22 protein-coding genes are annotated in these 24,721 nt (G+C 72.6%); 15 read left to right on the top strand and 7 right to left on the bottom strand.

Features of this window, described 5'->3' with window-relative positions; genetic code table 11:
- Window positions 1–164, bottom strand: a 164-nt coding sequence (locus BM064_RS02890; RefSeq protein WP_245779038.1) for a GTP-binding protein, incomplete at its 3' end; no start/stop codon positions are given.
- Window positions 165–318: 154 nt separating this feature from the next.
- Between BM064_RS02890 and BM064_RS02885 the strand changes: the two genes are divergently transcribed.
- On the top strand, window positions 319–720 hold the full coding sequence (locus BM064_RS02885) for a Rid family hydrolase (RefSeq protein WP_177236126.1): 402 nt from the start codon (window positions 319–321) through the stop codon (window positions 718–720).
- Between the two features lie 37 nt (window positions 721–757).
- On the opposite strand, the gene BM064_RS02880 is transcribed toward BM064_RS02885, so the two are convergent.
- Together BM064_RS02880 and BM064_RS02875 are read right to left on the bottom strand one after the other, a co-directional pair.
- Window positions 758–1,798: an acyl-CoA dehydrogenase family protein gene (locus tag BM064_RS02880; RefSeq protein WP_092857605.1), complete on the bottom strand. Its 1,041-nt coding sequence runs from the start codon at window positions 1,796–1,798 to the stop codon at window positions 758–760.
- On the bottom strand, window positions 1,795–2,952 hold the full coding sequence (locus tag BM064_RS02875) for an acyl-CoA dehydrogenase family protein (protein ID WP_092857603.1): 1,158 nt from the start codon (window positions 2,950–2,952) through the stop codon (window positions 1,795–1,797). Before BM064_RS02875 ends, BM064_RS02880 begins: the two co-directional genes overlap by 4 nt.
- Window positions 2,953–3,234: 282 nt before the next feature.
- Between BM064_RS02875 and BM064_RS02870 the strand changes: the two genes are divergently transcribed.
- From BM064_RS02870 to BM064_RS02860, 3 genes are all read left to right on the top strand, one after another.
- The gene (locus tag BM064_RS02870; RefSeq protein WP_092857601.1) at window positions 3,235–4,107 is read left to right on the top strand and encodes an IclR family transcriptional regulator; all 873 of its coding nucleotides are present in this window, start codon (window positions 3,235–3,237) and stop codon (window positions 4,105–4,107) included.
- A gap of 73 nt (window positions 4,108–4,180) precedes the next feature.
- Complete coding sequence (locus BM064_RS02865; protein WP_092857599.1) at window positions 4,181–4,993, top strand: enoyl-CoA hydratase/isomerase family protein; 813 nt, start codon at window positions 4,181–4,183, stop codon at window positions 4,991–4,993.
- 152 nt (window positions 4,994–5,145) lie between these two features.
- On the top strand, window positions 5,146–5,724 hold the full coding sequence (locus BM064_RS02860; RefSeq protein WP_092857598.1) for an NADPH-dependent FMN reductase: 579 nt from the start codon (window positions 5,146–5,148) through the stop codon (window positions 5,722–5,724).
- A gap of 7 nt (window positions 5,725–5,731) precedes the next feature.
- On the opposite strand, the gene BM064_RS02855 is transcribed toward BM064_RS02860, so the two are convergent.
- Together BM064_RS02855 and BM064_RS02850 are read right to left on the bottom strand one after the other, a co-directional pair.
- Window positions 5,732–6,439: a DUF4336 domain-containing protein gene (locus BM064_RS02855; protein WP_092857596.1), complete on the bottom strand. Its 708-nt coding sequence runs from the start codon at window positions 6,437–6,439 to the stop codon at window positions 5,732–5,734.
- A 785-nt stretch (window positions 6,440–7,224) separates the two neighbouring features.
- A complete protein-coding gene (locus tag BM064_RS02850) occupies window positions 7,225–8,790 on the bottom strand; it encodes an acyl-CoA synthetase (RefSeq protein WP_218160925.1) in 1,566 nt (521 codons plus the stop codon).
- Window positions 8,791–9,034: 244 nt separating this feature from the next.
- Here BM064_RS02850 and BM064_RS02845 point away from each other — a divergent pair, with 244 nt between their 5' ends.
- Complete coding sequence (locus tag BM064_RS02845) at window positions 9,035–9,454, top strand: Zn-ribbon domain-containing OB-fold protein (RefSeq protein ID WP_092857594.1); 420 nt, start codon at window positions 9,035–9,037, stop codon at window positions 9,452–9,454.
- A complete protein-coding gene (locus tag BM064_RS02840; protein ID WP_092857592.1) occupies window positions 9,451–10,590 on the top strand; it encodes a thiolase C-terminal domain-containing protein in 1,140 nt (379 codons plus the stop codon). Before BM064_RS02845 ends, BM064_RS02840 begins: the two co-directional genes overlap by 4 nt.
- A gap of 31 nt (window positions 10,591–10,621) precedes the next feature.
- On the opposite strand, the gene BM064_RS02835 is transcribed toward BM064_RS02840, so the two are convergent.
- The gene (locus BM064_RS02835) at window positions 10,622–11,638 is read right to left on the bottom strand and encodes a substrate-binding domain-containing protein (RefSeq protein WP_092857590.1); all 1,017 of its coding nucleotides are present in this window, start codon (window positions 11,636–11,638) and stop codon (window positions 10,622–10,624) included.
- A gap of 339 nt (window positions 11,639–11,977) precedes the next feature.
- Between BM064_RS02835 and BM064_RS02830 the strand changes: the two genes are divergently transcribed.
- The 4 genes from BM064_RS02830 to BM064_RS02815 are packed head-to-tail and all read left to right on the top strand — an operon-like array spanning window position 11,978 to window position 15,607.
- Window positions 11,978–12,955 carry an aryl-sulfate sulfotransferase gene (locus tag BM064_RS02830; protein WP_245779023.1) on the top strand — a complete coding sequence of 326 codons (978 nt, stop codon included), beginning with the start codon at window positions 11,978–11,980 and terminating at the stop codon, window positions 12,953–12,955.
- Window positions 12,946–13,800, top strand: a complete 855-nt coding sequence (locus BM064_RS02825; RefSeq protein WP_245779022.1) for an ABC transporter permease — start codon at window positions 12,946–12,948, stop codon at window positions 13,798–13,800. Before BM064_RS02830 ends, BM064_RS02825 begins: the two co-directional genes overlap by 10 nt.
- A complete protein-coding gene (locus tag BM064_RS02820; protein WP_092857588.1) occupies window positions 13,800–14,600 on the top strand; it encodes an ABC transporter ATP-binding protein in 801 nt (266 codons plus the stop codon). Before BM064_RS02825 ends, BM064_RS02820 begins: the two co-directional genes overlap by 1 nt.
- A gap of 38 nt (window positions 14,601–14,638) precedes the next feature.
- Entirely contained in the window at window positions 14,639–15,607 is a 969-nt protein-coding gene (locus BM064_RS02815; protein ID WP_092857586.1) for an ABC transporter substrate-binding protein, read from the top strand.
- A gap of 55 nt (window positions 15,608–15,662) precedes the next feature.
- Here the strand turns inward: BM064_RS02815 and BM064_RS02810 are convergent, their stop codons facing one another.
- Window positions 15,663–16,832, bottom strand: coding sequence for a M10 family metallopeptidase C-terminal domain-containing protein (locus BM064_RS02810; protein ID WP_092857584.1), 1,170 nt, complete (start codon window positions 16,830–16,832; stop codon window positions 15,663–15,665).
- Between the two features lie 382 nt (window positions 16,833–17,214).
- Between BM064_RS02810 and BM064_RS02805 the strand changes: the two genes are divergently transcribed.
- From BM064_RS02805 to BM064_RS28295, 5 genes are all read left to right on the top strand, one after another.
- Window positions 17,215–19,692 (top strand): tetratricopeptide repeat protein, encoded by a 2,478-nt coding sequence (locus BM064_RS02805; protein ID WP_177236125.1) that lies wholly within the window; start codon window positions 17,215–17,217, stop codon window positions 19,690–19,692.
- Window positions 19,693–19,770: 78 nt separating this feature from the next.
- On the top strand, window positions 19,771–20,829 hold the full coding sequence (locus BM064_RS02800) for an ExeA family protein (protein WP_218160924.1): 1,059 nt from the start codon (window positions 19,771–19,773) through the stop codon (window positions 20,827–20,829).
- A 31-nt stretch (window positions 20,830–20,860) separates the two neighbouring features.
- The gene (locus BM064_RS02795; RefSeq protein ID WP_092857580.1) at window positions 20,861–22,480 is read left to right on the top strand and encodes a GumC family protein; all 1,620 of its coding nucleotides are present in this window, start codon (window positions 20,861–20,863) and stop codon (window positions 22,478–22,480) included.
- A gap of 81 nt (window positions 22,481–22,561) precedes the next feature.
- Window positions 22,562–23,389 carry a CpsD/CapB family tyrosine-protein kinase gene (locus BM064_RS02790; protein WP_092857578.1) on the top strand — a complete coding sequence of 276 codons (828 nt, stop codon included), beginning with the start codon at window positions 22,562–22,564 and terminating at the stop codon, window positions 23,387–23,389.
- Window positions 23,390–23,549: 160 nt separating this feature from the next.
- Entirely contained in the window at window positions 23,550–24,620 is a 1,071-nt protein-coding gene (locus BM064_RS28295) for a calcium-binding protein (RefSeq protein WP_281244847.1), read from the top strand.
- Window positions 24,621–24,721 lie beyond the last annotated feature (101 nt).

Raw genomic sequence — 24,721 nt, 5'->3', positions numbered from 1 at the left:
CCGCGGGCCTTCTCTTCGGGGGCGCCGTCGATCTGGTCGTAGGCGCGGAACTCGCCGAAGTACTTGGTGATCGCAGCCGTCAGCGTCGTCTTGCCGTGGTCGACGTGGCCGATCGTGCCGATGTTGACGTGCGGCTTATTGCGCTCGAACTTCGCCTTCGCCATCGCGGTCTTTCCTCACATTCGTCGGGTCGCGCGGCGGACCCATGGATTTCGCCGGCGCCCGGATAGAGGGTTTCCCGGGCGGGCGCAACAGTCATGGGGCCTCATGGGGGCCGCCAGGCCGGCCGGCCGCAACGTAACCGAAAGGAATCCGCCGATGCGCGAGGGAATCACGCCGCCCGGCATGGCCCACTACCGGGCCTACCGCTTCACGCCTGCGATCCGGGCGGGGGGGCTGCTGCACCTGTCGGGCCAGCTGGGGCTGGTCTCGCTGACCCCGCCGGAGCTGGCGCAGGGCGCGGCGGGCCAGATCGCCGCGGCCTTCGACCTGCAGGCCCAGGTGCTGAAGGAGGCGGGGCGCGGCTGGGAGGCGGTGGTCGAGATCATGTCCTTCCACGTGGCCGGCCCCGAGGGCGGGCTGCCCCAGCAGATGCCGCTGATGATGGCCGCGCTGGGGGAGAGATTCGCCGAGCCCTGCCCCGCCTGGACGGCCGTCGAGGTCGCGGGCCTCGCCCTGCCCGGCGCGCTGGTCGAGATCCGCATGGTGGCGCTGGCCTGAGACGGAAGCGGGGGGCCGAAGCCCCCCGCGCTTGTCGTCAGCGTCCGCCCGAGAGGGCGACGACGGTCTTCCACAGCTCGCCCCCGCCGCCGGCGATGGCGGCGCGGCCGAGCCGCTCGGACCAGGCGTTCTCGTCGCCCGCCTCGTCGCGCCACTGCCACAGGCGCCGGGTGGTGTGGTGGAGCATGTGCTCCTCGGTCACGCCGATGGCGCCGTGGACGGCGTGGGCGACGGCCGAGACCGGCTCGACCGCAAGCCCCGCGCGGATCTTGGCGACCGCGGCGGCCTGCCAGGAGGGGGCCTCGTCCATGCCGCGCAGGGCCAGCTGGACGGCGGCCTTCGCGGCCGCGGCCTCGCCGGCCTGCTCGGCCACAAGGTGCTGGATCGCCTGGAACTTCCCGATCGGCCGGCCGAACTGCACGCGGGTGTTGCCGTAGTCGATCGACTCGGCCAGCGCGTGGTTGATCGCGCCCGCGATCTGGCCCGCGCGCACCACCGCCAGCGCCGCCGGCAGCGCCTCGCCGCCCATCGGGTCGGGGGCGGAGGCGAGGGGCGCGGCGGAGGCGAACTCCACCAGCAGGCGCGGGTCGCGGCCGATGGTCGGCAGGGCCCGCCCTTCGGGGATCTCCAGCAGGACCAGCTTCGCGGCCTCGCCCTCGCCGGCGGTCGCCAGCACCTTCGCGCCGGGGCGGCCGAAGGGAATCGTCGCCGTGCCGGAGACCTTGTCGCCCGAAAGGGTCAGGCGGTCCCAGGTGGCCAGCGGCACGTCCTCGGGGACCTCCATGCCGGCCTTCGCCATCGCCCAGCCGGCGGCCATGCGCTCGGCCAGGGCCAGGGGGGCGACGAAGCGGCCCAGCGACTCGAGCACGCCGCCGATCTCGGACCAGGCGAGCCCGGCGCCGCCGGCCTCCTCGGGCACCAGGGCGAGGGTCAGGCCCAGCGCCTCCACCTCCGCTTCCAGGGCGGCGGCGGGCTCTCCGGCCTCCACCTTGCGCAGGAGCTTCGCGTCGACCTTCTGCGCGAACAGCCGGTCGAGCTGGTCGGCGAGCAGGGTCGCGGTATCGGTGTCCAGGCTCATCGCAGACCCATCCCCTTGGCCATGATGCCGCGCATGATCTCGCGGGTGCCGCCGCGCAGGCTGAAGGTGGGCGCCTGCTGCGCCACCGCCGCCCGCATCTCGGCGAGGTCCCCCTCCACCGCGCCGGGAAGGGCCCCGGGGGCGAGGTCGCGCACCATCTCGGGCATCCGCTGTTCCAGCGTGACGCCGACTTCCTTTATCACCGCGGCCTCCTGGGCCGGGTCCTCGCCGCGGTCGAGCATGCCGGCGGTGCACACCGACATCTCGCGCAGCGCGGCGAGCTCGGCCAGCGTACGGCCGATGGCGCGGGCCGAGAGGCGGTCGGGCTCGCCGGCGGCGGCGATCTCGTCGACCAGCAGCGGCATCAGCGGGAAGGCCGAGAGGAAGCGGTCGGGGCCGGAGCGCTCGAACGCCAGTTCCGACATGCCCTGCGCCCAGCCGGCGCCCTCGACGCCGACCAGGGCGTCGGGGCCGAGCTGGACGTCGTCGAAGGTCACCTCGTTGAAATGCGCCTCGCCGGTCATGTCGGCGATGCGGCGGATCTCGACGCCAGGCAGCGACAGGTCGACGAGCACCTGGGAGAGGCCCTTGTGCCGGTCGTCGGGCCCGCCGGAGGTGCGCACCAGCGCGATCATCGCCTGGGCGTGGTGGGCGTTCGTCGTCCAGATCTTGCGGCCCGACAGGCGCCAGCCGTCGCCGTCGCGCGTCGCGCGGGTGCGCACCGAGGCGAGGTCGGAGCCCGAGTCGGGCTCGGAAAGCCCGATGCAGAACGTGGCCTCGCCCGAGCAGATCAGCGGCAGCCACTTCTTCTTCTGGGTCTCGGTCCCCACGCGCAGGATCAGGGGGCCGGACTGGCGGTCGGCGATCCAGTGGGCGCCGACGGGGGCGCCGGCGGCCAGCATCTCCTCGATCACCACGTAGCGCTCGAGCGCCGAGCGCTCATGCCCGCCGTATTCCCTGGGCCAGGTCATGCCGATCCAGCCCCTGGCGCCGACGGCCTTCGAGAACTCGCGGTCGAGCCCGGTCCAGGAATGGCCGATCTTCCAGGGCGTGAACTTCGGGGTCCACTCGGCAAGGAATTCGCGCACCTCGGCGCGAAGCTGCGGCTCGACATCGGGCATCTGCACCGGGTCGAACCGGAAAGGCGATGACATGAGCGTCTCCTCTCTCGGCGTCCGCGCGGGGCGCGGGCGTGGGGTCTGCCGTCTCGTTGGGCTCCCTCTCGCGGGGGGAAGCGGGCGGCGGTCGGCGCGGAGTGTCGGACAAAAGCGACCCTGGGTCCAGTGGCGGCAGGGTGGCGCGACGTTCCGCCATGCGGTATCTGCAACCGCACCCGCGCGGCCTCGTGCCGATCAGCGACCCGGCCCGCTCACGCGAAAGTGGACAACCGGGGGCGTATCGGACAAGGCTTCGGGAAGATCACCCAAGGAGAGCCCATGCCCAGGAACGCCGCCGCCGGAGAGCCCGAGGACAAGCCCGCATCCGCGCCGGTCTCCTCCCGCTCGGCCGTGCCGCTCGACCTGGACGGCGAGCAGTCCGAACGCCTGGCCCATGACCGCAAGTTCGTCTGGGCGCTGGCGCGGGGGCTGGAGATCCTGCGGGCGTTCTCGGCGCGGCCTGCGCCGCTGGGCAACTCGGAGCTGGCCGAGATCACCGGCCTGCCCAAGGCCACGATCACCCGCCTGACCCATACGCTGACCGAGCTGGGCTACCTGCGCCTGATCCGGCGCCTGTCGAAATACGAGCCCACCGCCGCCCTGCTGACGCTGGGCTATCCGGTGATTTCCTCCCTGCGGGTGCGGCTGGTGGCGCGCGAGCCGATGCAGAAGCTCGCCAACGACGCCGAGATGTCGATCGCGCTGGGGGCGCGGGACCGGCTGGGGATGATCTACGTCGACGCCTGCCACCCGGCCACCGTCTCGACCATCCGGCTGGACGTGGGCAACCGGGTGGACCTGGCGACCACCGCGCTGGGGCGCGCGTTCCTGGCCGGCATCGCCGAGGCGGACCGCGAGTTCATCTTCGAGCGGCTGGCCCGCAAGCTCGGGGACAAGTGGCCCGACCTGAAGTCGCGCATCCTCGACGCCAAGGCCCAGGTGGACGAGCGCGGCTACTGCATCGCCGACGGCGAGTGGCAGTCCGACATCCGCGCCGCGGCCGTTCCCGTGGTCTCGCCCGACAAGACCGAGGCGATGGCGATCAACGCCGCCGGCCCCGGCTTCCTCGCCACCCGCGAGAAGCTGGAGACCGAGGTCGGCCCGAGGCTGGTGCACCTGGGGCGCTCGATCGCGCCGATGCTCAGCCGCTGAGATCCCGCGGCCGGCCCGCCCGGCCGCCGACGTTCGCGGCCGGGCCAACCGGACCGCAGGAGGAGGAGAGCCCATGAAGGACCACCAGGAGGCCCCGGTCGAGCCGGGCGTCGACGACCCCGTCTGCGTGACCCAGAGGATCGGCGCGACCGCGCTGGTCTGGATCAACGATCCCAAGCGGCGCAACCCGCTGTCGATGGCCCTGCGCCCGGCGCTGATCCAGGCGATGGCCGAGGCCCAGGCCGACCCCGACGTGCGCGCCGTGGTGCTGGCGGGCGCCGGCGGCTGCTTCTCGGCGGGCGGCGACATCTCCACGATGAAGGGGATCACCGCGGCCTCGGGGCGCGCGCGGCTGCAGGACGTGCACCGGCTGGTGAAGATCGTGCAGGGCGGGACCAAGCCGGTGATCGCCGCGGTCGAGGGCTATGCGGTGGGCGCGGGCCTCTCGATCGCCGCGATGTGCGACATGGTGGTGGCCTCGTCGGAGGCGAAGTTCTCGCTGCCCTTCGGCAAGCTGGGGCTGATGCCGGACCTGGGCGTGTTCCACACCCTGCCCGCGCGCATCGGCATGGGCCGCACCAAGCTGCTGGCGATGACGGGGCGCACGATCGACGCGCAGACCGCCGCCGACTGGGGCCTCGTCGAGGAGATCTGCGCGCCGGGCGAGGCGGTGGAGAAGGCGCTGGCGATGGCCGAGGAGGTCGCGCGCTGCGCGCCGCTCTCGGTCGCCACCTCCAAGCAGACGCTGGCGCGGGGTCCGATGAGCCTCGACGACATGCTCTCGGCCGAGGCGGACACCCAGGCGCTGCTGTTCTGCACCGAGGATGTGAAGGAGGGCGTGGCCGCCTTCCTCGAGAAGCGCCGGCCCGCCTTCAAGGGCGCCTGAGCGCGGCGGAGGCGCCCGCGCGGCGCCTCCCCTGCCGCCTGCATGAAAGCCCGGCGCAGACCTGTCCCGCGCGCAGGGGAATCGCGCGGCCGCGGCGGCTTTCCGCGGGGGCCTCGCTTGCGCGCCGGTTGGGGCGCGCCTATGGTCTCGGCATGACCCGAAAGCCCCTCATCGTCGGTCTCGGCGGCACGCTCCGCGACTTCTCCTCGACCGAGAAAGCCCTTCGCATCGCCCTCGACGCCGCGGAGGCGGAGGGCTGCGAGACGGTGCTGATCGCCGGCCGCGCGCTGGACCTGCCCCCCTACTCGCCCGAGGACGAGCGCCGCAGCGACGAGGCCAGCCGGATGATCGAGGCGATCCGACGCTCGGACGGCGTGATCCTGGGCTCGCCCGGCTATCACGGCGGCATGTCGGGGCTGGTGAAGAACGCCATCGACTACATCGAGGATCTGCGCACCGACGCCCGGCCCTATCTGGAGGGCCGCGCCGTGGGCGCCGTGGCCACCGGCGGCGGCTGGCAGGGCGCGGTGACCACGATGAACGCGCTGCGCGACGTGGTGCATGCGCTGCGCGGCTGGAACACGCCGCTGGGCGTGGCGGTGAACACCGCCGAGCCGGTGTTCGGCCCCGACGGCGGCTGCGAGGACGCCAAGATCCGCGGCCAGCTCGAGGCGCTGGGCCGCCAGGTCGCCGGCTTCGCCCGCGCCGCGGTCGGCGACGCCGCCGCCTGACTAGGCCTTAGCGCCCGCGACCCTCCTGGAGCCAGCCGAACGCCCGTTGCAGCAGCGCGGCCGCGTCGCGCTCCACCGGCGCGCCATGGGCGACGACCAGCCGCTCCGCCGGCCAGGCGAGCACGGGCGCGAGCGAGGCGCGCGCCGCCGCGCGGTCGCGGAAGGCGATGCGGAACTTGCGCGGGACGGTCGGCTCCGCCTCCTGCATCCGGTCGAGCTTCGCCACCAGCCCCCGCCAGCCCCTGAACCACCCCGGCGGCAGCGCCTGCAGCAGGTCTGTGAAGATCGCCGTGCGGCTGGCGCGGTGGAACAGCGCGACCTCCGTGAACAGGCGGTTGCCCCGGATCGGGGCGAGGTCGAGCGCGCCCGCGAAGGCGGAGGGGACCGGGTCCGCGCCCAGCACGGCGTGGATCACCAGCTCGGGCCGCTTCTCGCGCACCCCGGGGGCGGCGAGCACGCGGGCCCGGGGGAAGGCGCGGACCCAGTCGGGCAGGAACAGGTGGTGGAGCGCGTTGGGGGCGATCAGCCAGCGCACGGGGCCCAGCGCCTCGGCCTGCGCCAGCAGCGCCTCGGTCGGGGCTACGGGCGACCAGGCGGCGAGGCCGGCGTCACCCAGCCGCATCAGCGCCATGCGGGTGGGAAAGCGGAACCCCGCCATCCCCTCCACCACCGGCCCCTCGGCCAGCCAGAGGTCGGTCCCGAAGGGCGTGAGCATCGCGGTCTCCCCTGCCCCGCGGCCCGCCCGCGGATCGCAGGGAGGCTAGCGGAGGCCTTCGCCCGCAGGCAAGGCGCGGCGGCGCGGACCCCGGGCGCGCGCCCGGCGGCCTGCCGGAGGCGCCGCGTCGGGCGTCGCGCCCGTGGCCCGGGACCCGCTCGCGGCGCGGCCCGTGGTCGGCGCCCGTGGCGGGCGGATCCCGCGGCAGGCGGGCCGAAGGGCGCCGCGTCTGCGGCCGCGCCTGTCGCCGGCCCCCCGCCCGCGGCGCGCCGCTCGGACCCCGCCCCGGGCGGCCCGCGTCTGGGCCGCCCCGCGCTACGGCCGCCCCGCGCCGCGCGCGATCGGATTGCCACCCGTGCGACGCCCGACGCGGCGCCTCCCCGGCCAGCGCCGCACGATACGTCCGCAGCAAGGCCCGGGCTGCGCCTCTCGCCCCCGGGCGTCCCGCACCCCGCCCGCCCCGCGCCGCGCGCGATCCGCCTGCCCCCGCGCGACGCCCGTCGCGGCGCCTCCGCGGCCGGCCACGCACGGCGCGCCTGCGGCAGGGTCCGGCCTGCGCCTCACGCCCCCGGGCGACCTGCACCCCGCCCGCCCGGCGCCGCGAGCGTTCCATCCCCCGCCCGCGCGCGGCCCGACGCGGCGCCTCCGCCGCCGGCCGGCCGCGCAATGGGGGCCGGGGAGGGGGGGCGGACGCCGGTCCGACGGGGGCCGGCCGCCCGGGGCGGATGCGGAACGCGAAGGGGCGGCCCGGAGGCCGCCCCTGACGGTGGCGCTTGTCGCCGCGCTCAGGCGATGCGGCGGTCGCGGCCTTCCCAGTACTTGTCGCGGAGCTGGCGCTTGTAGAGCTTGCCGTTGTCCGCCCGCGGCAGCCGGTCGACGAAGTCGACGCTGCGGGGGCACTTCACGTGGCTGAGGTGGGCGCGGCAGAAGGCGATGATCTCCTGCGCGAGCTCGTCGGAGGGGACCGCGCCCTCGGGCAGCTCGATCACCGCCTTGACGGATTCGCCGAACTCCTCGTCCGGCACGCCGATCACCGCCACGTCGCCGACGCGCGGATGGGTCGCGAGCAGGTTCTCGATCTCGGCGGGGTAGATGTTCACCCCGCCCGAGACGATCATGAAGGTCTTGCGGTCGGTCAGGAACAGGTAGCCGTCGGCGTCGACGTAGCCCACGTCGCCCAGCGTGGTCCAGCCGTGCCGGTTCTTGCTGTCGGCGGTCTTCTGCGGGTCGTTGTGGTAGGCGAAGCCGGGCCCGTCGGAGAAATAGATCGTGCCCTCGGTCCCCGTGGGAACCTCGTTCCCGTCGTCGTCGCAGATCCGGGTGCGCCCGAGGATCGGGGTGCCGACCGAGCCGGGCTTCTCCAGCCACTCGCGCGAGGTGATCGTGACCACGCCGTTGGCCTCGGAGCCGGCGTAGTATTCCTCGATCACCGGGCCCCACCACTCGATCATCGCCTTCTTGACCTGCGGGGGACAGGGCGCCGCGGCATGGATCGCGCAGCGCAGGGAGGAGAGGTCGTATTTCGCCTTCGCCTCCTCGGGCAGGCGCAGCATGCGCACGAAATGGGTGGGGACCCACTGCGAATGCGTGACCCTGCGCCTCTCGATCGTGGCCAGCGCCGCCTCGGGGTCGAACTTGGCCGAGACGATCATCGTGCCGCCCCAGCGCATCACGCGCAGGGCGTAGCCGATGGGGGCCGCGTGATACATCGGCGCGGGGTGGAACCAGACCGTCTCGTCGGTGATCCCCCAGCGCTCGCAGGTCAGCACCATGCCCTTGGTGGGCGTGCCGAAGGGCGCCTCGGACATCGGGCGCACCACGCCCTTGGGCTTGCCGGTGGTGCCCGAGGAATAGAGCATCTCCGAGCCTTCGGACTGGTCGGCGATGGGATGGTCGGGGAACGTCGCCAGCGCCGCCTCCAGCGAGACGAAGCCGCCGCCGGCGTCGTCGAGCATGAAGCGCGCCCCCGGCAGCACCCTGGGGCCGCGGAGCTGCTCGGCCACCGGCCGCTTGGCCTGCGAGGTCACCAGGATCTTCGCGCCGGAGTCGTCGAGGATGTAGTCCACCTCCTCCGGCGTCAGGTGGGTCGGGATCGGGGTGACCTTCATGCCCGCGCGCAGGAAGCCCCAGAAGATCGGCGCGTAGTCGATCCGGTTCTCGAGGAACACCGCCGCGTGGTCGCCGCGCTGCAGGCCGAAGCTGCGCGCCAGATGGGCGACCCGGTTCGAGAGCGCCTCGACCTCGGCGTAGGTGATCGATTCGCCGGTGACCTGGTGGACGAACGCCGGCTTGTCGGGGGTCCGCACCGCCCACACGCCCGGGTGCTTCTCGTCCTCGCGGAATTCGCTCACTTGGTCGCTCCTCCTTCGTCGCCTGTCGGCCGGCAGGTCTTTCGTTTTCCTTATCGTGTTATAACGCGCGGTGCACGCGCTTCGCGCGGTCTGCGGCGGGCCTGCGGCGCCAGGTCCCGCTGTGCGAAACGCGCAAGGCGCAGGTCGCCCGCGCACGCCGCACTTGACTTGGCCTCGCCGGACCCGAAACCTGCCGGCCGACAGGTGAGCGACGGCCGCTCTCCGCCGCAAGGGAGCGACGCGCATGAGCGACCCCACCCGCTTCATCCCGGTCCCCACCCCCGAGACCGCGCATTTCTGGGAGGGCGCGCGCGCGGGCGAGCTGCGCCTGCAGCGCTGCGCGGACTGCCGCAAGGCGTATTTCCCGCCCCGCGCCTTCTGCCCCGAGTGCGGCTCGCGCGAGGTGCGCGTCGAGCGCGCCTCGGGGCGAGCGCGGCTCTATTCCTACGTCATCAACCACCTGCCGGCGCCGGGCTTCACGGCCCCCTACGCCATCGCGGTGGTGGAGCTGGAGGAAGGGCCGCGGATGATGTCCAACATCCTCGACTGCCCCCAGACGCCGGAGGCGCTGGTTCTCGACATGCCGCTCGAGGTCACGTTCGAGCGGCTGAGCGACGAGATCTCGCTGCCCCAGTTCCGCCCGGCGAAGGGGCGCGCGGCATGACCCCGAATTCCGTGGCCATCGTGGGGGCGGCCGAGACCACCGAGCTGGGCCGCATCCCCACCCTCTCCCAGATCGGGCTGCACGCGGACGCGGCGCTGAACGCGCTCGCCGACGCGGGGCTGACCATCCAGGACGTGGACGGGGTCGCGACCGCCGGCCACAACGCGGTGGAGGTGGCGCATTACCTGGGCATCGCGCCGTCCTGGGTCGACGGGACCTCGGTCGGCGGCTGTTCCTTCATGGTCCATGTGCGTCACGCCGTGGCGGCGCTGGAGGCGGGGTTGTGCCGCACGGTGCTGATCACGCACGGGGAGAGCGGGCGCTCGAAGCTGGGGCGCTACGGCCCCTCGATCGCGCCGGCGCTGTTCGACCAGCAGTTCGAGCAGCCCTACGGGGTCACCGCGCCGCCGAACCGCTTCACCCTGCCGGTGCTGCGCAAGATGAAGGACGACGGGCTGACCGAGGAGCAGCTCGCCATGGTCGCGGTGGTGCAGCGCGAGTGGGCGGCCTTCCACCCCCGCGCCAGCTTCCGCGACCCGATCACGGTCGAGGACGTGCTGAACAGCCGGATGATCGCCTGGCCGTTCCGGCTGCTGATGTGCTGCCTGGTGACCGACGGCGGCGGGGCGCTGGTGCTGACCACGGCGGACCGGGCGAAGGATTTCCCCACCCGCCCCGTCTACGTCCGCGGCGTGGGCGAGGGGGCGGAGACGCCGGTCGTCTCGCAGATGAAGGACTTCGGCAGTTCGGCGGCCTTCCGCACCTCCGGAAGGCTGGCCTTCGAGAGCGCGGGGATCGCGCATTCCGACGTCGACCACCTGATGATCTACGACGCCTTCGCGCATCTGCCCGTCTACGGGCTCGAGGACCTGGGCTTCGTCGGCCGGGGCGAGGGCGGCGCCTTCATCGCCGAGGGGCACACCCGCCCCGGCGGCCGGCTGCCGCTGAACACCAACGGCGGGGGGCTGAGCTACATGCACTCGGGCATGTACGGGATGTATGCGCTGCAGGAGGGCGTGCGCCAGATGCGCGGCGTGTCGCCGGCGCAGGTGGAGGGGGCCAAGATCTCGCTCGTCCACGGCGTCGGGGGCATGTTCGCGGCCTCCGGCACGGTGGTCCTGAGCAACGAGGCGTAGGGACGCCGCGCCAGGCGGCGGCCCCGGTCGGTCAGGCGGCGGTGGAGGCGCGCACCGTCAGGCTCGCGTCGGGGGCGCGGACCCGGGTCGGGGCGGGCTCGCCCTCGATCATCGGGATCAGCATCTTCACGGCCGCGCGGGCCACCTCCGGCAGGCTGAGGTTCACCGCCGTCAGCGGCGGATCCGCGGCCAGCGAGCGGGGGCCGTCGTAGCGGGTGGCGATGCGCAGGTCGCCGGGGATCGTGCGGCCGGCGGCATGGGCCGCCTCGCAGGCGCCGGCGGCGAAGACGTCGACCATGGCGAGGATCGCGTCGACCTCGGGATGCTCGGCCAGCAGGCGCAGGGTCTCGGCGCGGCCCAGCGCCTGGCCGCCGGATTCGTCGAGCTGCAGGTGCAGGGGCGCCATGCCCCGGGCCGCGGCGAAGCGGGCGTATTCGGCCTCGGTCTCCTCGTGGCTGGCCCGGCGGGCGGAGGCGGTGATCAGCGCGATCCGCCGGGCGCCCGCCTGCTCGAGATGGGCGAGCAGCAGGGCCGCCGTCTCGGCCGAGCGCAGGTCGACGGCGGGCGCGTCGTCGCGCCCCGGCTGGCGGCCGATGCGCACCACCGGCAGGCCGCGGGCGTCGAGGAGCTGGGCGAAGGGGTCGTCGCGGGCGGGCTCGATCAGCAGCGCGCCGTCGATCAGCAGGTCCTCGACCGAGGGCGAGGCCTCCATCGGCGGGATCAGCATCAGCGAGAGGCCGGCGCGCATGGACTCCTCCGCCGCCGTGGCCGCGATCTCCATCATGAAGCCCAGCCGCGAGCTGCCGCCGGTGATGGCGAAGGGCATCGCCGAGAACAGGCCGATGGCCGAGGCCCGCCCCGAGCGCAGCCGGCGCGCCACCGGGTTGGCCCGGTAGCCCAGCCGCGCGGCCGTGGCCTTGACCCGGGCCACCAGGTCCTCGTCCACGTAGCGCCGCCCGGAGAGGGCGTTCGACACCGTCGAGGGGGCCACGTTCAGCTCCCGCGCGATATCCAGGATGGTGACCTTTCGTCCCCGATTCGCCGTCATGCGCACCCGTCCCCCCGCAGATTCCGCTTACGTAACGCGCAGACCCTGCGCATAAACTGTGCAGACTGCGGAATCTGCCCGCCTTCTGGCGGTTTTCGCTTCACGCTGGGTCAGAAAAACGTTTTTCTAGACCCATCAAATCCTTTTTGCCCGCCGCGCAAGGGCGCAACCGGAGGCCGAGACAGATGACCTGCACGCTCCCGATAACGCAAGCCGCATCCGGCGCGGCGCCCGATCAGGTCACCTTCCGCAGGCGGCTGACCGGGCTGACCTGCAACGATCCCGCGCGCAGCTTCGGGGGGGCTGACCCTCTATGCGCCGCAGACCGCGGGGGGGCTGGTGAAGCTGGTCGACGAGGAGGGCCGCGAGGCGCACCGCTGGCAGCTGCCGGTTCGCCCCGGCCGCCATGCGGTGCTGCTGGCGAACGGGAACCTGGGCTACAACGGCTCCTGCCAGGACGGTCCGGTCCTCTACCCGATCTGGCCGCTCTGGCGCGGCGGCGACTTCATGGAGGTCGCGCCCGACGGCGAGATCGTCCGCCGCCACGTCGACCCCGCCCACCACCACGACGCGCAGTGGCTGGCGAACGGCGACATCCTCTACACCGCCGCCCACCCCCTGCCCGCGGAGATGGTCCGCCGGCTGGGCGGCGAGGCGGGCGCGCGGGTCTACGGCGACGTGGTCCGCCAGGTGAACCGCGACGGCGAGACGGTGTGGGAGTGGAAGAGCTGGGAGCATCTGCGCCCCGAGGACTTCCCCACTCAGCCGGTCTTCGACCTCCAGCACTGGCCGATGATCAACGGCCTGTGGGACGCGCGCGACGGGCTGGTCCTGATGAGCCTGCGCACCACCTCGGGCGTGATCGCGGTCCGGCGCGACACCGGAGCGGTCGCCTGGGTCATCGGACAGGACGTGCTCGCCCAGCAGCACACGCCGGTGCAGCTCGACGACGGCGCCGTGCTGGTCTTCGACAACGGCACGATGCGGCCGGGCGTGTCCTCGCATTTCTCGCGGGTGATCGAGGTGGATCCGGCGACCAACGCGATCGTGTGGGAATACCGCGATCCCGATGCGCCCAGCTTCTTCTCGCCCTACATGGGCGGGGCGCAGCGGCTGTCGAACGGCAACACCTTCATCACCGAATCCTCGACCGGGCGCCTCTTCGAGGTCACGCCCGCGGGCGAGGTGGTCTGGGAATTCATCATCCCCGAATTCGGCCCCTACCCCGAGCCCGGGATGGACCGGATGATCGGCGGCCATCACAACAGCGTGTTCCGTGCGTACCGATATGCCCGGGAGGACGTCTCGTGGCTGTAGTGGAGATGATGACCGACCGACGCCCCCCCTCCGTCGAGCCCGCGTCCGAGGCCGACCGGCCCGGCGTCGCCGCGCGCCTGCCGGCGATCGGGCGCACGCTCGCAGGGCCGCTGCGGCCCGCGATCAGCCTGGGCTTCGTGCTGGCGCTGTGGGCCGGGGTCTCGGCCTCCGGCTCGGTGAACGAGGCGCTGTTCCCCGCGCCCTGGACCGTGGTCGAGGCCTTCATGGAGATGGCCGCGCAGGGGGTGCTGGCGCAGGACCTGAGCGTCTCGCTGGGGCGGGCCGCCGTCGGCTTCCTGATCGGGGCCACGCTGGGCGTGGTCGTGGGGCTCGCCACCGGGCGCACGAAGCTGTTCCAGATCCTGCTGGGGCCGTTCCTGACCCTGATGCGCCCGATCCCGGCCATCGCGCTGGTGCCGGTCGCCATCGTCTGGTTCGGGATCGGCGAGGGCTCGAAGCACTTCGTCATCGCCTACACGGTGTTCCTGACGGTGTGGTTCAACACCCATCACGGCATGCAGTACGTGCCCGAGATCTACATCCGCGCCTCGCGCTCGCTCGGCGCCTCGCGCCTGCGGGAGTTCGTGCAGGTGGTGATCCCGGCCGCCGCGCCGCACATCGTGGCGGGGCTCCGGCTGGGGGTGGCGCTGGCGCTGCTGAGCCTGGTGGCGGCCGAGCTGACCGGCGCCTCGTCCGGCATCGGCTACCGGCTGCAGGAGGCGCGCCAGTACGTGCGCACCGACCGCATGTTCGCCCTTCTCATCGTCCTCGGCGTCGCCGGCGCCGTGGTGGACCAGATCGTGCACCGCATCTCGCGGCGCCTCGTGCACTGGGAGCAGGCGTGATGACCCCGACCGATACCCGAGGCCCCGAGCGTGGACTCGTCGAGATCGACCACGTGGCCATCGACTTCCCCGGCAAGGGCGGCGCGACCCGCGCCCTGACCTCGACCGCCCTGCGGCTGGAGCCGGGGACCTTCACCGCGATCATCGGCCCGTCGGGCTGCGGGAAATCCACGCTGATGAACGCGGTCGGAGGGTTCCTCGCCCCCTCCGAGGGCCAGATCCGGGTCGACGGCAAGCCCGTCGCCGGGCCGGACCCGGAGGTCGGCGTGATCTTCCAGCAATACGCCCTGTTCCCGTGGTTCACCGCGCTCGGCAACGTCAAGTTCGCCCTGCGCCGGCTGGGCCTGCCCCGGGCCGAGCTAGAGGCCCGCGCCCGCGCGGCGCTGGCCGAGGTGGGCCTCGCGGGGCAGGAGCGGAAGTATCCGGGCCAGCTCTCGGGGGGGATGAAGCAGCGGGTGGCCATCGCGCGCACCTTCGCCGCGGGCCCCAAGGCGCTGCTGATGGACGAGCCCTTCGGCGCGCTCGACGCCCAGACCCGGAGCCGGATGCACGAGCTGCTGACCCAGGTCTGGCGGGCGCACCGGGCGACGGTGCTGTTCATCACCCATGACGTGGACGAGGCGCTGGTGCTCGCCGACCGCATCCACGTGATGTCCCCGGCCCCGGGGCGGATCGTCGAGACCCTCGACCTCGACCAGCCCCGCCCCCGCTCCGCCGCGCGCTTCGACGAGGTCCAGCTCGCCGCGCGCGCCCGGATCCTGGACCTGCTTCGCGGCGAGCCCGAGCGGCTCGCGGCCTGACCCTATCGACCCTACGCCCCCTACCGGAGATTTCGACCATGAAACGCGCCCTCCTGGCCGCCGTCGCGGCCGCCTCCCTCTCCCTGCCCTCGCTGGCGCTCGCCGCCGAGAAGCTGGTCTTCGCCTGGACCCCCAACCCCCAGACCCCGCAGGTCGACGTGGCCCTCGCCAAGGGCTACTTCGAGGAGGCCGGGGTGGAGGTCGAGATCGTCTCCTTCCCCTCGGGCCGCGAGGGGTTCGAGGCGCTGATCGGCGGCCAGGTGGACGTGGCCTTCATGGCCGAGTTCCCCGCCGCCGTCGGCATCCTGCGGGTGCAGGACTTCCGGGTGATCGGCGACCTCGCGCGCTACCGCGGCTCGCGCATCATCGGCAACGCCGAGGCCGGGCCGCTGGCGACGCCCGCCGACCTCGCCGGGCGCGACGTGGGCACGGTGCTGGGCACCAACGTCGACTTCTACCTCTCCAAGGTGCTGGCGGAGGCGGGGGTCACGGCCAACGTGATCAACGCCGGGCCCGCGGACCTCGCGCCGGCGGTGGCGCGGGGCGACGTGGACGCGATGGTCACCTTCCCCACCTTCTACGCCGCCGCCAGGCAGGCGCTGGGGGAGAACTACGTCGAGCTGAAGGCCCCGGGCTACGCGGTCCACTACATCCTGACGGCCAACGGCCAGGCGCTGCGCGACCGGCCGGAGGTGTTCAACGCCTTCATGCATGCGCTGTGGAAGGCGGACGAGGACGTGGCCGAGGATCCCTCCGCCGCCCAGGACGCGGTGCTGGCGAACCTGAAGGGCGCCATGCCCAAGGAGGCGCTGGCGGCGATGTGGTCGGAGGTCGAGATCGGCCTCGAGCTCGACCGCGAGCTGCTGGAGCTGATCGTCGAGGAGGCCGCCTGGATCGTGGGCAAGGGCATCGTCAAGGCCGAGGCCCCTTCGGCCGAGACGGTGGCGCAGTCCTTCGACGGGGCGCCGCTGGCCGCCTCCGACGCCGGGGCCGTCGACCTCGAGTGATCCGCGCCCCCGGCGCCGCGGCGGCCGCCCTCCCCAGGGGGCGGCCGTCCGCGTCTCAAAGGAACTGGAAGTCGCCGGCGTCGAGATCGTCCGCCGCCACGCCCTTCAGCAGCAGGTCGACGCCCCGGCCCGTGACCTGCGCGTCGCCGCCCGCGTCGGCGATGTCGAGCGCGCGGAAGCCCTTCACCCGGGCGAGGACCACGAGCTCCCCCGCCTCGAAGTCGAGGATCACGTCGGCGCCGCCGCCGCGGGCGTAGCGGAATTCGTCCACGCCGCCGCCGCCCTTCAGCCGGTCGGCGCCGCCCTGCCCGTCCAGCCGGTCGTCGCCGGCGCCCCCGAGCAGCCGGTCCTGCCGCGCGCCGCCGCGCAGCAGGTCGTCGCCGCCCCCGCCCTTGAGCGTGTTGCGCGCGCCGTTGCCGGTCAGCCGGTCGTCGCCCCCGCCCCCGACCGCGGTCTCGATCGTCGTGCCGTAGGCGATGGCGACGTCGTTCACCCCGCCGAGCGAGGAGAACGCCCCCTCCCGCAGGTCGATCCTCGCCGGGGACCCGCCCCGGTGGACCAGCGCGTCGCGCCCGCCCGCGTCCCAGATCACCGCCGCCTCCCCCGGCTCGGGCGCGGTCCAGCGGGTGCGGCCGAGATGGGCCGCGTCGTTCGCGCCCCAGCGGTCCTGGAGCGCGGCGACGTCGTAGATCATCAGCGTCGCGGGCGCGTGGCGGCCGTCCTCGTAGGACATCACCGTATAGTCGGTCGTGTCCTCGCGCGCGGGCAGGAACGGGCCGGGCGCGCCGCCGTAGTCGCCGGGATGCTTGAGGGCGAGGGCGTGGCCGATCTCGTGCATCAGCAGGGCCCGGTCGGTCGCCGAATCGGAGCGCATCGCGACCCAGGCGGTCCAGTCGTCGCCCACGTAGCGGAAGCTGCCCCAGCCGGCCGAGCCGCCGAGGTCGTCGGCGCGCAGGAAGGTCAGGTCCGCGGCCTCCCCCTCGCGGGCCGGGCGGAAGGAGACGTCGAGGACGTCGGCGAACGCGTCCATCGCGTCGCGCGCGGCGAGCTTGCCGGCCCGCGTCCAGGGGCGGTGGCCGGAGATGAACTCAGGCGCCTCCGGATCGGGTCCGTCCTCGAAGGCGTAGACGAAGGTCTTGCCCTCGGGCCGGGGGCCGCCGCGGTAGGAGAGCGCGTCGATCCGCGCCTCGAGCTGCCGGTCCGATAGCCGCTGCACGGGCGCCATGTGCCCCCCCTCCCCCCGGGCCGCCCGCCGCCGGGATCGGCGAAAAGCGAATGTGAACGGGCGGCGAGTCGCGCCGCGCCCCGCTCGCGTTGCGGTGGCGCGGAAACAATGCCCGACTTCGGTGCAAGTCGCGAGAGTTTGAGCATGAAATCAGGGTTTACGCGGTGGATCGCCGCAACCGGCGGGCGCGTTCGTCTTGGAATTCAGCCTGAATGCAGGTTAAACGGAGTAGGGAGAGCGACAGGACGACTCGGCGCGTCGCAGTGGGGAATCGCGGGGTCGTCGAGCGACGATGCAAGGCACGGAAGCGAGGGCGCCGTGCTTCTGGGGAATCCGGCCGGCCGGGGAGCGGGTCGATTCCGTGTTTGGGGATGCAGGCGACATGAAGTTTCGTGCCAGGGCCTTCTCGGTGGTTCTTGCGGCCGCCGTGGGAACCACACTCGTGGGATGCGATTCCGCCGAGGAACGGGCGCAGTCCCACCTCGAAAGCGGCCTCGCCCTGATGGAGTCGGGCAAGCCCTTCCAGGCTCAGCTCGAGTTCCGCAACGCCATCAAGCTGCAGCCCGACAACGTCGTGGCGCGCTACGAGATGGTGAAGTTCTACAAGGACACCAACAACATCAACGGCGCGGTGGGGCAGCTCCGCGCGATCCTGGGCCAGCAGCCCAACCATGTCGACGCGCGCATCGACATGGCCGAGATCATGCTGGTGGCCAACCAGCTCGACGAGGCCGACAGCAACATCGCGGTGGCGATGGAGCAGCGCCCCGAAGACGTGCGCGTGCGCGCCATCCGCGCCTCGATCGACTACAAGCGCGGCGACCGCGAGGGCGCGCTGGCCATGGCCGACGGCGTGCTGGAGGAGGACCCCTCCCAGGTCACCGCCCGCCTGGTGCGCGTCGCCTGGCTGGTCGACGAAGGCCGGGACAAGGAGGCGCTCGAGGCGCTGGACGCGGGGCTCGCGCTCGACGACGGGGACCTGTCGTTCAACGTCATCCGCCTCGGCCTGCTGGAGAAGCTGGGCCGGATCGACGACATCGGCCCGCAGCTCGAGCGGGTGGTGGAGCACTACCCCAAGACCGACCGCTTCCGCGAGGCGCTGGCGCGCTGGTACGCGCTGCGCAACGACTTCGAGGCGGCCGAGGCGCAGTATCGCGCCATCGCCGAGAACAACCCCAAGGAATTCCAGCGCTCGCTGGACGTGGCGCGGTTCCTCAACTCCGCCTACGGCCCCGCCCGGGCGCGGGAGGAGCTGGTGCGCCTCGCCTCGCAGCCCGACGCGCTGGTGGAATACGACCTGGCGCTCGCCGCGCTCGACCTGCGCGAGGGCGACGAGGCGGCGGCGGTGGAGCGGCTCGACAAGGTCATCGTCGCCCACAAGGGCACCGACGGCGGCGGCAAGGCCGCGATGGAACGGGCCAAGATCCACATCCGCAACGGCGAGTACGAGGCCGCCGACGCGCTGCTGGGCGACCTGCTGCAGATCGACTCGAAGAACGCCGCCGCGCTGACCCTGCGCGCCTCGCGCTACCTGGTGGTCGACGACAACGAGCGGGCGATCCGCGACCTGCGCACCGCGCTCGACGTGGCGCCCGACGACGTGCAGGCGATGATGATGCTCGCCTCCGCCTACGAGCGCGACGGCAGCCGCGAGCTGGCGCTGGAGCGCATGGCCCAGGCGGTGCAGCGCTCGGAGTTCGATCCCCAGATCGTGCTGCGCTACACCACCGCCCTGGTCGAGGCGCAGAAGGTCGACGTGGCCGAGAGCCTGCTGATGGACGCGATCAAGCGCCGGGGCGACCTGCCGCCGCTGCTGTTGACGCTGGCCCAGATCAAGCTGCGCCAGCAGCAGTGGTCGGCCGCCGAGCAGATCGCGCGCCGCCTGCGCGAGATCAATCCCGAGGACGAGGCCGCCGCGCGCATCGAGGCGGGCGCGGCCCTGGGCCAGCGCAAGTTCAGCGAGAGCGCGGACATCCTCGAGGGCCTGGTGACCAAGGGCAAGGACGGCGATGCTGGCACCATCTCGCTGGTGCGCGCCCTGCTGGCCGGCGGCGACATCGAGCGGGCGGTGAACTTCCTCGACCAGCGGCTGGCCGACGATCCCGACGACACCACCGCCCTGGTGCTGCGCGCCTCGATCCTGTCGGGCCGCGGCGAGCTGGAGCTGGCCGAGGAGGACCTGCAGCGCGCCATCGAGCTGGAGCCCGACAACGCCGCCGCCTACGCGAGCCTGGCGCGGATCTACAACTCGATGGGCCGCACCGAGGAGATGTCGGAGGCGCTCGAGAAGGGCGTCGCGATGAACGACGACGACGTGTCCCTGCGCCTGACCCAGGCGATGCAGGAGGAATACGCCGGCAACTTCGACGCCGCGATCGAGATCTACGCCGAGCTCTACCGCGAGCGGCCGAACTCGGCGGTGGTGGCGAACAACTTCGCCTCGCTGCTGGCCGACCACCGCGCCGAGGATCCCGAGCAGGTGCAGCGGGCCTTCAACATCGCCAAGCGCTTCCGGGATTCCAAGCAGCCGCACCTGATGGACACCTACGGCTGGCTGCTGCACCTGACCGGCGGCAGCGCCGAGGCGCTGCCGATCGTGCGCGCCGCCGCCGAGGGGCTGCCCACGAACCCGCTTGTGCAGTATCATCTGGGCGTCGTGCTGGCGGCGAACGGGCAGCTCGCCCAGGGTCGCCAGCAGGTGCAGCGCGCGCTGCAGCTCTCGGAGCAGGTGAACTTCCCCCAGAAGGACACCGCGAAGGAGGTGCTGGCGCGCATCGACGCGCTGGAGGCCGACGCCCTGCGCCAGCGCGAGGAAGAGGCCAAGAAGCGCGACGCGGCGCGACAGGGGGTGACCCAGTGAGGCCAGGCCTCGATACGACGACCGCCCGGGCGACCGGGCGGGCCGCCTCGACGGCCCTCCCGGCGGGAGGGCCTGCGCGTGCGTGACCTGTCGCGTCTGTACAACGAGCACTTCGGCCTGACCGAGCGCCCGTTCTCGCTGCTGCCGGACCCCGATTTCCTGTACTGGGCGACGCCGCACCGCAAGGCCTACACGATGCTGGAATACGGCGTCGCGGCCCACTCGCCGATCACCATGATCACGGGCGAGATCGGCTCGGGCAAGACCACGCTGGTGCGCAAGCTGCTCGACGACATGCCCCAGGACTTCTCGGTGGGGCTGATCTCCAACGCCCAGGGCGACCGCGGGGAGCTCTTGCACTGGGTGCTGATGTCGCTCGACCTGCCGGTGGAGCCGGGGCTGAGCTATGTGCAGCTGTTCAAGCAGTTCCAGACCTTCCTGATCGAGGAATACGCCGCCGGCCGCCGCACCGCGCTGATCTTCGACGAGGCGCAGAACCTCTCGCCGCTGGCGCTCGAGGAGCTGCGGATGTTCTCGAACATCAACGCCGACAAGGACCAGCTGCTGCAGCTGATCCTGGTGGGCCAACCGGAGCTGCGCGACCTGGTGCGCCAGCCGATCCTGCAGCAGTTCGCCCAGCGCATCGCGGCGGAGTTCCACCTGCGCGCGCTGACCGCCGAGGAGGCGGACGAATACATCCAGCACCGGCTGCGCCATGCCGGCGCGGACCGCGAGATCATCGACGCCGAGGCGCGCCGGCTGATCCACCTGGCCGGGCGCGGCATCCCGCGGCTGATCAACCAGCTCTGCGACTACGCCCTGGTCTACGCCTTCTCCGAGGACCGGCCGGTGGCCGACGCGGCGCTGGTGCGCGACGTGCTGGAGGACCGCCGCCAGTCCGGCGTCTTCGCCGCCGTCACCGCCGGGGGCGCCGAGGCCGCCCTCGGCCTGCCGCACCCCGCCCACGGCTGGAGCGAGCCGCCCGCCGCCTCCGGCGGCTGGGGCGAGGCCGCGCCCGCCCGCAGCCGCTGGGGCGCGCCCGAGGGCGAGCCGACATCCTCCCACGGGTCGTCGTCGCAGGACGGCCCGCGGGGAGACCCGAACATGTTCCACGGCGTATGGGACCGCAACGGATGACCCGCCGCGTACGGCTTTCAGGGGGCGAGCCATGCTGAACGATCTGGATCCGCGATACCTGCTGTCGATCCTGCTGCGCAGGTTCCCGATCTTCCTGCTGACGGCGGTGCTGATCTTCTCCGGCTTCGCGGCGGCGGCGGTGCTGCTGCCGGCGGCCTACACCTCGCGCGCGCGGATCCTGGTGGAAAGCCAGCAGATCCCCACCGACCTGGTGCAGTCCACCGTCACCAGCCACGCGGCCGAGCGTCTGCGGGTGATCCAGCAGCGCCTGATGACCCGCGACAACCTGCTCGAGATCGCGGCGCAGTACGACGTGTTCCGCTCCGAGCCGGACATGACCCCCACCGAGATCGTCGCGGCGATGCGCGAGCAGTCGGTGTTCCGCAGCGAGGCGCTGGGCACCAGCTCGGGCCGCGGCGGCGGCATGGCGATGACCTTCACCATCTCCTTCTCCGCCCGCGATCCCGGCGTCACCGCCCGGGTGGCGAACGAGTATGTGACCCGCATCCTCGAGAACAACCTGAAGCTGCGCACCGCGCGCGCCGCCGACACCTACGAGTTCTTCGAGCAGGAGAGCCAGCGCCTGGGCGGCGAGCTGACCGCCATCGAGAGCCAGATGGTGGAGTTCAAGCGCGCCAACCGCGCCACCCTGCCCGAGACGCTCGACTTCCGCACCAACCAGGTGCAGCGCGTGCAGCAGCGCATCCAGCTCCTCGACCGCGAGATGGCCGACCTGCGCGAGCAGCGCAAGACGCTGATGGACCTCAAGGAGGATCCCTCGATCCTGCTGGAGCAGGAGCGTCCGCAGACCGCCTCCGAACGCGCCAAGGAGGAGCTCGAGCGCGAGCTGCAGCTGCGCAGCGCCGTGCTCTCGGAGACCCATCCCGAGATCCGGGCGCTGAAGACCCGGATCATGGCGATGGACAGCCTGATCGCGGCCGACGTCGCCAAGCAGGAAGAGGCGATCCGCAACAACTCCTCCTCCTTCCTCGAAGAGAAGCTGCAGGAGACCAACCAGCAGATCGGGCTGATCGACACCCAGCTCGACCAGATGGCCGACGAGATCGCCGAGCTGGAGCGCCAGGAATCGGAGCTCGAGCGCTCGATCGCCGAGACCCCGAACACCCAGATGGCGCTCAACGCCCTGCAGCGGAACTACGAGGGCCTGCAGCGCCAGTACGACACCGCGCGCGCCAAGCTGGCGGTCTCCGCCACCGGCGAGCAGCTCGAGCTCAAGCAGCAGGCCGAGCGTTTCGAGGTGATCGAGCAGGCGCAGGTCCCGGACTCGCCCGACAAGCCCAACCGCCTGAAGATCCTGCTGCTGGGCTTCGGCGGCGGCACCGGCGCGGGCCTGGGCCTGGTGTTCCTGCTGGAGTTCCTGAACCGCGCCATCCGGCGGCCGTCGGACATCATCTCGACGCTCGACATCCAGCCGCTGGCGGTGATCCCCTACATCTACACCGACGCCGAGGTGCGCCGCCGCTCGCGCGTGCGCTGGACGATGATCGTGCTGGCCGTGGCCGGCGTCGTCGCCGCCACCGCGCTGGTGCATGTCTACTACATGCCCCTGGACCTGGTCGGCGCGAAGATCATCGAGAAGACCAAGATCGACTCGCTCATGGACCTGGTGAGGTCCCGCCTGAGGCTCTGACGCCTGCGCCCCCGCGCCCCGGCCCGCGCCGGGGCGCGCGCCTCCGTCCGCGTCGCGTCCCTTCGAAAGGCCCAGAGACCCATGGAACGCATCAAGGCCGCCATCAACCGCGCCAAGCAGGCCCGCGCGGCCACCCTGGGCGAGGCGCCCGTCGCCCCCCGGCCCACCGACTTCGACAGCTACGAGACGCCGCCGGGCTGGCTGGCGCTGCAGCAGATCGAGCCGGACGAGGAGATGCTGACGCGCAACCGCATCGTCACCTTCACCAAGGACGATCCGGCGCACGTGCCCTTCGACATCCTGCGCACCAAGATCCTGCGCATGATGGAGGCCAACAACTGGAAGACCATCGCGGTCACCTCGCCGACCATGTCCTGCGGCAAGACCATGATCGCGACCAACCTGGCCTTCTCCTTCGCGCGCCAGCGCAACACGCGCTGCGTGCTGTGCGACGTCGACCTCAAGCGGCCGCAGGTGCGCAAGGTCATCGGCCTCGACAGCCAGCTCAGCATGGGCGACTACCTGATGGGCGGCGTGCGGCCGGAGGAGTTCTTCATCCGCATGGGCGACAACCTCGCCGTGGGGCCGACCTCGCAGTCGTTCCGCCACTCGGCCGAGCTGCTCCAGCACCCCGACGCGGCCGAGGCGCTCAAGGAGATGGACCGGGTGCTGAAGCCCGACGTGACCATCTTCGACCTGCCGCCGATGCTGGCCTCCGACGACGCGATGTCGTTCATGAACTACGTCGACTGCGCCCTGCTGATCGCCGCCGCGGGCACCACCAAGGTGCGCAACCTCGACGACTGCGAGCGGCAGCTGTCGGAGATGATCCCGATCGCGGGGGTGATCCTGAACAAGTATGCGCTGAACTCCGAGTCCTACTCCTATTACGAGTACGACTACATGTGATCGGCCTCCGCCCGGCGGAGGACCGCGGCCCGCGCCCCCCGGCGCGGGCCGTTCGCATTCTCGCGATCCCGCAATCCGTTAACCCCGGTTTCCAACGATTCGCTCACCCCGACCGGCGATGGTGCCCCGGAGCGAAACCAGAGGGGGCCTGTGGATGGGCATGACCGTTTCCCGCGCGAAGCTGAGCGCCGACCGCATCGACATCCGCCATGCCGACGGCACGCGCGAGACGCTGAAGGACGGCGTCTATCGCCTGAAGGAGAAGCGCGGCGAGGACGTGCGCCGCGTGGCGACCGAGGACGACGTGGCGCGTCTGCTGGAGATCGGCGCGGGCGCCGATTTCCAGATCCGCCTGCTCGCCGACGGCTCCGAGTGGAAGCTGACGCCGCGGATGATCGCGGTCTCCTACCCCGACGGGTCGGAGGAGGCGGTGAAGGGCGAGGTCTACGAATCCCGCGACGCCGGCGGGGTCGAGACCGAGCGCGCCGCGACCGGCGACGACCTCGCCCGCCTGCAGGCCCTGGGCGAGGGCGAACTGGCCGCCGGGGACGAGGACGACGAGGACGGGCCGAAGCCCGAGCGCGGCGGCAGGCGCGACGACGAGATGGAGGGCGACGACGACGACGACGCCTTCGAGGCCGGCGGCGGCGACGACCGGGTCCGCGGCGGCGGCGGCGACGACGAGATCAAGGGCGGCGCCGGCAAGGACCGGCTGCGTGGCGACGACGGCGACGACGACCTCTCGGGCGGCGACGGCGACGACCGCCTGTCGGGGGACGCGGGCGTCGACCGGCTGTCGGGCGGTGCGGGCCGCGACCGGCTCGACGGCGGCGACGACGGCGACCTGCTGGACGGCGGGGCCGACGACGACCGGCTGGACGGCGGCAAGGGGGCCGACCTTCTGGACGGCGGCGAGGGCGACGACCGGCTCAAGGGCGGCCAGGACGACGACGTGCTGATCGGCGGCGCGGGCGACGACCGGCTGTGGGGCCAGGGCGGCGCCGACGTCTTCGTCTTCGCCCCCGGCGACGGGGCCGACCGCATCCACGGCTTCGACGTGGCGGAGGATGTGCTCGACCTGACCGGCTTCGGCTTCGCGGCGCCCTTCGACCTCGCCTCGATCGCCACGGCGGCGGGCGACGGCGTGCGCCTGACGCTCGACGGGACCGCCAGCGTCCGGCTGGAGGACGTCTCCCTCGAGAACCTCGCGGAGGTCGAGATCCTGATCTGAGCGCCGCCCCCGGGCATCCCCCACCCACCCGTGCCGAGGCGGAGGCGCTCCCGCCCGGCACGGCGTCCGGCGCGGTCCCCATCGGGGCTGCGCCGGTCTGC

Source organism: Albimonas pacifica (genome assembly GCF_900113695.1).
Taxonomy (GTDB): domain Bacteria; phylum Pseudomonadota; class Alphaproteobacteria; order Rhodobacterales; family Rhodobacteraceae; genus Albimonas; species Albimonas pacifica.
The sequence above is the reverse complement of the archived record's forward strand: the minus strand, read 5'-3'. Positions and strand labels throughout refer to the sequence as shown.

Excerpts from the sequence above, each read along its gene's own strand:
- BM064_RS02855 (WP_092857596.1), bottom strand. The coding sequence starts at position 6,439 with ATGCTCACGCCCTTCGGGACCGACCTCTGGCTGGCCGAGGGGCCGGTG.
- BM064_RS02885 (WP_177236126.1), top strand. The coding sequence starts at position 319 with ATGCGCGAGGGAATCACGCCGCCCGGCATGGCCCACTACCGGGCCTAC.
- BM064_RS02820 (WP_092857588.1), top strand. The coding sequence starts at position 13,800 with ATGACCCCGACCGATACCCGAGGCCCCGAGCGTGGACTCGTCGAGATC.
- BM064_RS02860 (WP_092857598.1), top strand. The coding sequence starts at position 5,146 with ATGACCCGAAAGCCCCTCATCGTCGGTCTCGGCGGCACGCTCCGCGAC.
- BM064_RS02815 (WP_092857586.1), top strand. The coding sequence starts at position 14,639 with ATGAAACGCGCCCTCCTGGCCGCCGTCGCGGCCGCCTCCCTCTCCCTG.
- BM064_RS02790 (WP_092857578.1), top strand. The coding sequence starts at position 22,562 with ATGGAACGCATCAAGGCCGCCATCAACCGCGCCAAGCAGGCCCGCGCG.
- BM064_RS02835 (WP_092857590.1), bottom strand. The coding sequence starts at position 11,638 with ATGACGGCGAATCGGGGACGAAAGGTCACCATCCTGGATATCGCGCGG.
- BM064_RS02810 (WP_092857584.1), bottom strand. The coding sequence starts at position 16,832 with ATGGCGCCCGTGCAGCGGCTATCGGACCGGCAGCTCGAGGCGCGGATC.
- BM064_RS02845 (WP_092857594.1), top strand. The coding sequence starts at position 9,035 with ATGAGCGACCCCACCCGCTTCATCCCGGTCCCCACCCCCGAGACCGCG.
- BM064_RS02805 (WP_177236125.1), top strand. The coding sequence starts at position 17,215 with ATGAAGTTTCGTGCCAGGGCCTTCTCGGTGGTTCTTGCGGCCGCCGTG.
- BM064_RS02870 (WP_092857601.1), top strand. The coding sequence starts at position 3,235 with ATGCCCAGGAACGCCGCCGCCGGAGAGCCCGAGGACAAGCCCGCATCC.
- BM064_RS02840 (WP_092857592.1), top strand. The coding sequence starts at position 9,451 with ATGACCCCGAATTCCGTGGCCATCGTGGGGGCGGCCGAGACCACCGAG.
- BM064_RS02880 (WP_092857605.1), bottom strand. The coding sequence starts at position 1,798 with ATGAGCCTGGACACCGATACCGCGACCCTGCTCGCCGACCAGCTCGAC.
- BM064_RS28295 (WP_281244847.1), top strand. The coding sequence starts at position 23,550 with ATGACCGTTTCCCGCGCGAAGCTGAGCGCCGACCGCATCGACATCCGC.
- BM064_RS02795 (WP_092857580.1), top strand. The coding sequence starts at position 20,861 with ATGCTGAACGATCTGGATCCGCGATACCTGCTGTCGATCCTGCTGCGC.
- BM064_RS02875 (WP_092857603.1), bottom strand. The coding sequence starts at position 2,952 with ATGTCATCGCCTTTCCGGTTCGACCCGGTGCAGATGCCCGATGTCGAG.
- BM064_RS02865 (WP_092857599.1), top strand. The coding sequence starts at position 4,181 with ATGAAGGACCACCAGGAGGCCCCGGTCGAGCCGGGCGTCGACGACCCC.